The sequence below is a fragment of the Bacillus cereus group sp. N8 genome, assembly GCF_016483685.1.
GTDB classification, from domain to species: Bacteria; Bacillota; Bacilli; order Bacillales; family Bacillaceae_G; genus Bacillus_A; species Bacillus_A proteolyticus.
Window position 1 is genome coordinate 1 of record NZ_JAEHBK010000071.1, and the last position, 8195, is coordinate 8195.

Consider the following 8195-nt stretch of genomic DNA (forward strand, 5'->3'; position numbering starts at 1 on the left):
ATAAATTAGAGTTCGATAGAACTCTTTACTTAGGAATCCCCCTCTTCTAAACGAAGTGAAAGTGGGGGTAGTTCAATGTATGAGAACATAAGTAATCAAATCATGCCACCTTTCCCCCTAAATTCCTCTATCCATAAATCATTATAAAAAAGGATGTTTCTATAACGAGAAATAGAAATAAAAATATCAGAATTTTTAAAATGCAATTTTGCATTAATAATAACAAGATAACGTTTTTTTTGTATAATTCTTTAATAAGATGCATCTTTATTATACATAGTATTGAGAGGAGAAATAAAAATGAAGAAATCCGTCGTTACATTACTAGCAACCGGAATGGTTTTAGGGGCTCCATTTTCAAATGCCTTTGCAGAAGAACAAGTATCGCAGCAAGAAGCTTTGGACAAAATGGAAGTCGTTCAAAAAAAGTGGAATGATGAACAAGGAAATCCATCTTTCCTTTCAGGTAAATTATCTGATAAAAAAGTAGATTCAGAAAAAGAGGTAAAATCGTTCCTTGAAGAAAATAAGGAATTATTTAAAATCAACCCACAAACTGACTTAACACTGAAAGAAGTAAAGTCAGATGATTTAGGAATGAAACATTATGTGTACATTCAATCTATTAATAAAGTTCCAGTTGATGGTGCACGTTTCATTGTTCATACAAATCGTGAGGGCAAAGTAACAACGGTAAACGGAGACGTACATCCCGCTGCCGCTGTCCATTTGAAAGGAAATACAAAGGCAAAGATTTCAAATGAAACTGCCCTTTCAAATGCATGGAAACATATTAATCTAGCAAAAAAAGATACATTTGTAGAAACAAGTGGGACTCCGTTAGAACAAATGAAAGAAACCGCAAAATCTACAAATGAAAAAGCTGATTTAGTTGTTTATGAAAAAGACGGAAATTATTACTTGGCTTATAAAGTACAATTACAATTCATTAAACCTTATGGAGCAAACTGGAAAATCTATGTAAACGCAGAAGATGGAACAATTGTAAATTCATATAATGCAGTTACAGATGCAGATACTCCGCAAAAAGGCTACGGCAACGGCGTATTGGGGGATCGAAAAAGCCTGAATACAACTTATAGCAGTCAATATGGAAAATACTATTTAAAAGACACAACAAAACCGATGAATGGTGGCGTTATTGAGACAACTACAACTAATCATGGCACTGATTGGCAAAATCCAAGTAATTCCTCTCTATTCGATACAGATAATGCTTGGATAGATAAGAGCCAAGCTCCTGCAGTTGATGCTCATTTTAATGCAGGAAAAGTATATGATTATTATAAAAATGTTCATAACCGTAACAGTTTTGATGGAAAAGGTGCAACGATTCGTTCTGGAATTAATTTCGGGACCAACTACAATAATGCATTCTGGAATGGACAACAAATGGTATATGGTGATGGCGATGGTGTTCAATTCGCACCGCTGTCAGGTTCTCTTGATGTTGTTGCACACGAACTAACACATGCGGTAACTGACAAGTCAGCTGAGCTTGAATACCTAAATCAATCCGGGGCACTAAATGAATCTTTTTCTGATGTATTTGGATATTTCGTTGATCCAGCCAACTGGGATCTAGGAGAAGCTGTAACTACGCCAAAAGTTGCAGGAGATGCACTTCGCAGCTTATCAAATCCTGAAAAGTATGGCCAACCTGCTCATATGAATGACTATCAATATTTACCACCAACAGAAGAAGGAGACAATGGCGGCGTACATATCAATAGCGGTATTCCAAATAAAGCTGCTTATTTAACAATCAATGCTATTGGTAAGGAAAAAGCAGAAAAAATCTACTACCGTGCTTTAACAACGTACCTTACACCAACTAGTGATTTCAGCAAGGCACGTGCTGCATTATTACAATCTGTTGCTGATTACGATGGCGTTAATAGCGCGACATATCAAGCTGTGCAAAAAGCTTGGAATGACGTAGGAGTAAAATAATAGTTTCATTGATAGAAAAGTGTAAAAGGACACGCTTGCTAGGAGTATCTGACGAGAGTGTCCTTTTTTCACTGTATTTTTTATCGTATACTTTATTTTTTCTTTTCAGGGGCTAGATTGATTACAACATCTTTTCCATAGTAATTATAAAACTTACAAAAACTATTTTTACTATTGAAAGCATTTTAATATTATGGTGCAGATGAATTAAAGGAAGTAGAAATGCAAGCAAAAAAGAGAATACGAGGGTCTGGAGCATACCGGATTATGTTGACGCAATAAAACACAAATTAAAAGAAATTTATATACATTAGAGTGGTTGCTTCACCTTTATCAAACGATTTGAAAAAAATCCTTATTTAAATAAAAGAAACCCCGATTGTCTGCGGGGCTCCTAAGGGTAATCATCAAGCAATGACGTACTCGACTAATTAACAATATCATGAATTTTTTGGTAAAAATACTGGTAAATGTGTCCAAATGGATAGGGCATCATTTTGAACAAAAACGCTGCTTTAATCTCAAACAAAAGAGCAGCTAGCAAAAGCTAACTGCTCGGTTCTCCAAGGGGGAACAAGGAGAAAGTAACTTAATGGGTTGTCTATAGTATTGACGGAATATTGAGTTTTATTCGAGGGGGGCTTATTTTTTTAATGTAATTTAGGGTTGGTTCCAGAAAAGTGACATACCGCAAAAATATAAAATTATTAAAAGGACCATTACTATGAAAGCAATTAAAGAAATTTTCTTCCATAGATTTTTCATCAGTAGATCTCCTTTATGAAGAATATTAACACTTTTGTACACAAATAATAGATTTGTTAAAAAAATAATAAAGTCCTTTTAAAAATAAAATAGTTATTTAAAAAGATGGTGTGAATTAGAATTTCACACCATCTTTTTATTTGATGCACTGAGTAGCTTTATTTTAGCGCCTTTTTAAATTTGCGACCAAAAGTAATTACCATACCTGCAAGGACCATCAATACGCCTACTGCTGTACTGTTATTTGAACTTGCACCCGTTTTGGGAAGCTGTTTATATGTATCTTCTTTTCTATCAGAAGTACTATTGTTTGAGCTATTACTGTTACCATTATCAGGCTCATTGCCATTGTTAGTGTTGTTATTACTATTATCAGAGCCATTGCCATTGTTAGTATTGTTATTACCATTATCAGAACCGTTATTGTTGCCCGAACCATTATTTTCGTTATCAGAACCGTTACCATTGTCCTTATCTTTCACAACCACTTTTTGTGTCATAGTTGATTCATTACCGTCTGAGTCACGAACAAGGAATTTCACTTCGTAAGTACCAGCTTTAGATGTATCTACTTCACCAAAATGGATTACTTTATCAGTAATATCGCCATCTTCTTTATCAATAGCCGATACACCTGCCATTGGATCGAATTTATCTCCCACATTAATCGTTGCTCCAACAGGCACTGTTAATTTAGGTTCCATATCTGGAGTTTCTCCATTTTCCTCCACAATTACAGTCTGTGTAGCTGTTGCATTAACTCCTTGGGAATCGACAACCCCGTACTCTACAATGTATTTACCCGGTTTAGACGTATCTACATTGCCCGTATGTTTTACTTTACTTGTTAAATCACCATCTTCTTTATCAACAGCTTTTACACCTTTCATTGGGTCAAACGTATCGCCTATATGTACTGTAGTTGTGAACGGTACAGTTAACACCGGTGCTTCATTTTTTATTTCTTCTTTCTCTTTAACCGTTACTGTTTGTTTCGCAGTCACTTTATGCCCCTTAGAGTCTGTAACTGCGTAATTTAACACGTAAGTACCTGTTTTAGAAGTATCCGCTTTACCGTCTACTGTTACTTTAGAAGTAATGTCACCATCTTCTGAATCAATAGCCGATACACCTGCCATTGGATCGAACTTATCTCCTACATTAATCGTTGTTCCAACAGGCACTGTTAATTTAGGTTCCATATCTGGAGTTTCTTCATTATCCACTACATATACATTTCGTACAGTGTATGTATACTCCCCTTGGGAGTCGGTAACTCCATACACTATAATGTATCTACCCGGTTTAGAAGTATCAACTTCGTCTGCACCTGCATTACTTACTTTACTTGTTAAATCACCATCTTCTAGATCAAAAGCTGACACTCCCAACATTGGGTCAAACGTATCTCCTACATGTAGTGTTGTGAAATCCGGTACAGTTAATACTGGTGCTTCATTTTTTGTTCCTTCCTTCTCTTTAACTGTTACTGTTTGTTTCTCAGTTACGTTAAGACCCTTAGAGTTTGTAACCGTGTAAGTTAACTCATAAGTACCAGCTTTAGAAGTATCTACTTTACCGTCAACTGTTACTTTAGAAGTAATGTCGCCATCTTCTGGATCACTAGCCGACACCCCTGCCATTGGATCGAATTTATCTCCTACATTAATCGTTGCTCTAAGAGGCACTGTTAATGTAGGTTTCATATTCTCTTTAACCGTAACTGTTCGTTTCACAGTTACGTTAAGACCCTTAGAGTCTGTAACCGTGTAAGTTAACTCATAAGTGCCTGGTTTAAAAGTATCTACTTTACCGTCAACTGTTACTTTAGAAGTAATATCTCCATCTTCTGGATCAAAAGCTGACACTGCCAACATTGGAATAAATGTATCTCCTACATGTATTGTACTGTCATAAATTCCAGTTAATACAGGCGCTTGGTTTTCCGGAAGATTTTCTTTCTTGTCTTCTGCTGTTGCTTGTATTGGATCATTCACTTTCAATGAATCTGTTGTCTGAGCGTTTGTGTTGCTCGCTCCCGCAACCATTGATGTGGCTAATGTTGCCGTTGCTACTAATCCTACTAGTTTTTTTGATTTGGCTGTTTTATTCCCCATCTGTAAGCCCCTTCCGTCGCTTTAACTATTAGTATATTTAAAATATTCATTACAATTTTAACATAATATAACCAATATATGTATAACTTGATTGATGTATATGAAAATATTAACAAGTTTTATAAGGTCTCGCCACATCGCTATCAAGCTGAGGTTAGATTGGGAAGAGTAAGAGGGCCATTATGGATGGTTCTCTTTCAAAATTAAATAACTTTATTATTCCTGAAGTTATTGTACGATAAATAATTTTGATTAGGTTTATAGCAATTATTGTAGGCGCTGCCGTGCTCTGGGTGGCGTCTTGTTTGTTGTTAAGGAAAGATAAGGATTAACAAAACAAACGAACACAACGAACTCAGATGAAACACTGAGCTCGAAAGAACTAGTCTTGAAGTTCATATATATCATTCCTTTCTTAACAAGGATAATTTGGAGAAGGGATGGTAGCGTATATCCTCTATATACCATTTTCAATAGATAAATCTTTATTTTTTCACAAGGATTTAAATAAGTAATGAAGAAAAATAGAGGTAGTTAACAAGGTGAAGTTTATGCAGGAAATAACGGTGGTTTAAAGGTGAAAATAGCGTAAAATCAACGATGTATAAAAGATATTGTAAGTGGGAGTACTCTGAAGTACAACAAATGTTGATATGATGGCATATTTCCCGAAAACCTTGTTTACATAAGTAATCTTATCGGTAGTTGTAAAAATAAAAAATATTACGTCTCAAAATCAAAAGTATTCTTATCTTATTGAGATATAATTAAAAATTTCTAAGATAGTTTTTTATCTGCATTACATTGTAATTTTTATTTATTCGACTATCCTATTTTTTAGAAATTACAAGGTTTATATTATGGTATGAATAAAATAAATAGATATACAGAAAAAAAACTTCCATCTCAAAATAAAAAGTAATCTTAGTTTTTGAGACGGAAGGTGAAATTGAAATGTCACCACGACATATATTCCTTCCCTATCCGTTTGAAAGAACCGTTTATCTCTTTCTTAATAAATAATATGGTACTGAATAACAATCTTTTCATACAATCAGTTCACTTTCTTACTATTTTCCACTTCAAATTCTTTCGGATATATTTCTTTTAACATCGTAGAGGTACTCCCCCCCCAATATTTATTAAAAGGTGTACTTAATTTGTTTTTCACCATCCATTTCCTTCCTCCCATTTTTAATAACTGTGAAACAGATATCCCTGCTTTATTTATTTCATGCTTAATTATTTTTTTCGCTTTCTCTTTTTCCCAAAACCTATTAGGTACTACTTTTAATTCCCATTCTTTAAATTGATTTGGATACGCCTCATTTAACATCTTATAGGGGCTATCCGACCAAAACTTCATGAGCGGTGTCCTCAATCCGTTATTTACAATCCACTTCAAACTATAATGTTTCTTTATATCTTCCTGAGACATGCCCTTTTCTTTGATGATCTGCTTAAAAATCTTTAAACTCTTTTCTTTATCGTTCCAAAATTTATTTGAAACTCTTTTTAATTCCCATTCTCTATATTCATTGGGATATGCTGCATTTAACATCTGATAAGCGTTGTTATTCCAATACTTCAACAGTGGTGTACCTAAATTTCTTTCTCTTAACCACTCCCCACTATGCACATCAAGTACGTCTTCTTTTGTTAATTTTTCTTTTTTCTCAATCCACCAACGTAAGGCCAACAACCCTTTTTCCTTAGTCCAAAAATTCTTAGGAACACATTTCAATTCCCACTCTTTAAATCGATCGGGATATGCTGCATTCAACATTTGATAGGGGCTACCATTAAAATAGCTCGAACATACCTCGCCCAGTTTATTTTCTATTAACCACTTCAAATCATACTTATTTAGTAATTGATACTCTGTTAACCTTTCTTTTTCTTCAATTATCCTCCTTAATATTTCCAATCCTTTTTCATATGTCCAAAAACACTTAGGAATATGCTTTAACTCCCATGGTTCAAATCGATTGGGATATGCTGCGTTTAACATCTCATATGGACTACTTCGATAAACCTGCATCACACTAGTTAATTTGAATTTTGTAATAAGACTCTGGTTCCATTCTTCTTTAATATCATCATTGCTCCATTTTAAAACTTCCTCAATTAAATATCGCGTTACCCTCCTTTTTGATTCGCCATTCACATCTTCGCTCCACGTACCACGAGGAAAACTTTTTCTTTTTCCATCTAATATTTCTCGATATATTTCCTCTATTTTTATTGTCAAGAATAGTTCACTCTCTTTCTAAAACTTCTCCTTATTCTTACCAGAAGTAATACCATTTGTGGTTTTATTGAAACACGAAGTTTTCGACGCGCAAATAGTAGAATTCCGCCAATTACATTCAATTATTTCAATGAAAGGATTAATGTAATTATAAATATTATAATGATTAAATACAATTTAATAAACTATTAATATAATTTAATCGTACTTTGCATACAGTTTTCTTTTATTTAGATATGAAAAATTGCATCAGAATATAAATTTGAATAAGATGCGCTCTTATAAATAACTAGTTGTAGAAAAAGGAGGATCTGGGTTTATGGTCTATTAAAAACTCTTAAGTCGATGGATATGGAGGTCAGCCCAAATACGTGTAAATCCAGAATCTTTTCAAGATGGGACAGAAAAAAAGCAGTCTTTAAAAATATTATTAGGTTTACATAGTTATCGATAATAGGTATTATGTAAATCTTATTAATACCTAGATAACTTTAAAAAATAAATATTCTAGTAACTGATGCTTAATGTGGAAATGGTAACTCGCGAAAGAAATGTCGAATTTAACAGAAAATTGTATATTTTTGTTGTTTTATTTTTATTTTCATGCTAGACTTATAATTACAAAGAAAGAGTATACAAAAACCCTTAGCGGTGTAATTGTCGGAATTTTTAGTTTTATTTGTTAGTTTACTTTACATCATTGACATGTGTGTATGCATTTTTTCCTCCACTCTTTCTTTGCTGTGCCCTTTAGAAAAAACAACTTGTCTTTGTCCAAGTTGTTTTTTTTCTGTAAAGATTGCATTTATTGTTTATGATTGTTGAGGTAGTAATTCAAAAAAGTACCTATCAGGGACATAGCTTTTAAGGCGAGTTTTTAGAAAGCATTTTTTATGAAAAATTGGCAGGAATCATTTAAAAATTAAAATACCCCCTCTTTTCTTTGTACCTCGACACATTTAATTTGTATAATATATAAACTAAGAAAATTCAAAAAAAAAAAAAAAAAAAAAAAAAAAAAAAAAAAAAAAATAAAAAAAAAAAAAAAAAAAAAAAAAAAAAAAAAAAAAAAAAAAAAAAAAAAAAAA

At 33.2% G+C, this 8195-nt stretch carries 3 protein-coding genes; 1 reads left to right on the top strand and 2 read right to left on the bottom strand.

Annotated features, from left to right (window positions below; genetic code table 11):
• The first annotated feature begins 300 nt into the window (after positions 1-300).
• Positions 301-1974 (top strand): M4 family metallopeptidase, encoded by a 1674-nt coding sequence (locus JDS80_RS29865; RefSeq protein ID WP_199640720.1) that lies wholly within the window; start codon positions 301-303, stop codon positions 1972-1974.
• A 923-nt stretch (positions 1975-2897) separates the two neighbouring features.
• On the opposite strand, the gene JDS80_RS29870 is transcribed toward JDS80_RS29865, so the two are convergent.
• Entirely contained in the window at positions 2898-4856 is a 1959-nt protein-coding gene (locus JDS80_RS29870) for an immunoglobulin-like domain-containing protein (RefSeq protein ID WP_199640721.1), read from the bottom strand.
• A gap of 1054 nt (positions 4857-5910) precedes the next feature.
• Entirely contained in the window at positions 5911-7107 is a 1197-nt protein-coding gene (locus JDS80_RS29875; protein ID WP_199640722.1) for a DUF4046 domain-containing protein, read from the bottom strand.
• Positions 7108-8195 lie beyond the last annotated feature (1088 nt).